The sequence below is a fragment of the Sphingomonas sp. Ant20 genome, assembly GCF_000783375.1.
In the GTDB taxonomy this organism is placed as follows: domain Bacteria; phylum Pseudomonadota; class Alphaproteobacteria; order Sphingomonadales; family Sphingomonadaceae; genus Sphingomonas; species Sphingomonas aerolata.
Window position 1 is genome coordinate 1 of the sequence record NZ_JRVI01000290.1, and the last position, 1,396, is coordinate 1,396.

Genomic DNA, 1,396 nt, shown 5'->3' on the forward strand with positions numbered 1-1,396 from the left:
GAAGGCGGGGACCCAGGCTGGGCTCCCGCCTCCGCGGGAGAACAGGCCGCGCACGAAACGTCGGGTATCGCCCGCATCCCCTGCAACCACCCCGCAAGGCCGGGGCCCAGTTGGGAAGGTCGCAGTAACGGCGGACAGCGCTTCGTCATCGCCGTCCCCCAACTGGGCCCCGGCCTCCGCCGGGGAGGGGATTCTCGCCGGGGTAGCGGTTTTGATTGCGGCGGCGGCGTGGGTCGGCTCAGCCACCTCCCTCAAAATGTCTCCCCGCGAAGGCGGCGATCCAGGCTGGGCTGGAGAACAGGGACCGAGGGGGGTTCGCGACATCACCGCGGCCCCGGCCCGCCGGCGGTATCGACCCGCGCCTGCACCGACATCCCCGGCCGCAACCGCGCACTCAGCGGCTGGCCCGGATCGACGCGGATGCGGACCGCGATCCGCTGCGGCACCTTGGTGAAGTTGCCGGTCGCATTGTCCGCCTTCAGCACCGCGAATTCGGACCCCGCCGCGGGCGAGATCCGTTCGACGCGCCCGGTCAGCCGTTCGTTCGCGAGCCCGTCGACGGTGAACGACGCGGGCTGGCCGACCGCCATGCGCGCGGTCTGCGCTTCCTTGAAGTTCGCGATCACCCAGGTTTCGGGCGGCACGAGGAACATCAGCTGCGACCCCGCGGTCACATATTGGCCGAGCCGGACACCGACCTCGCTCAGCCGCCCCGTCTCGGGTGCGCGGATCACCGTGTTGGCAAGGTCGATCCGCGCGAGCTGGCGCGCCGCCTCCGCGCCCGAGACGCCCGCCTCCTGGCCGCCGCGTCCGACCTCGACCGTGCGGATGTCCTGCCGGGCGATCTCGCGCGCGGCCTTGGCCTGCTGGACCTGTGCTTCCGCCTGGCGGAGCGCGGCGAGCGTCTGGTCGCGTTCGCGCAGACTGACCGAGCCGTCGGTGACGAGGTCGTTGACGCGCGCCATGTCCGCCTGCGCGCGCATCAGCTGCGCCGCGGCATTGGCGACCGCTGCGTCCTGCGCGGCGAGGCTCGCCTGGCGGCTGCGCGCGGTCTGGAGCTGTTCGACAGCGTCGCCGCCTGCGCGTCGACCTGCGCCTGCGCCTGGTCGATCCGCTGGCGATAGATGCGGTCGTCGATCTTCACCAGCGGGTCGCCCGCCTTCACATCCGCGAAGTCGCGCACGAGCACCTGCGTCACATAGCCGCTGACCTGCGGGCTGATCACCGTGGTGCGGCCGCGGACATAGGCATTGTCGGTCGATTGGTAGCTGGTCGCGAACGGCGGCAGCCGCCACGCCGCGAGCACCGCGCAGACGCCCGCGATCACGAGCAGGACGATGACGCCGATGACCCGCGGGCTCGGCGGCTGCGGTCGCCAGCCCGAGCCGACCGGGGT

1 pseudogene is annotated in these 1,396 nt (G+C 72.1%); it reads right to left on the minus strand.

What is annotated here, in order from left to right:
* Window positions 1–323: 323 nt before the first annotated feature.
* Window positions 324–1,396: pseudogene (locus NI18_RS20610) on the minus strand (HlyD family secretion protein); the annotation flags it as partial.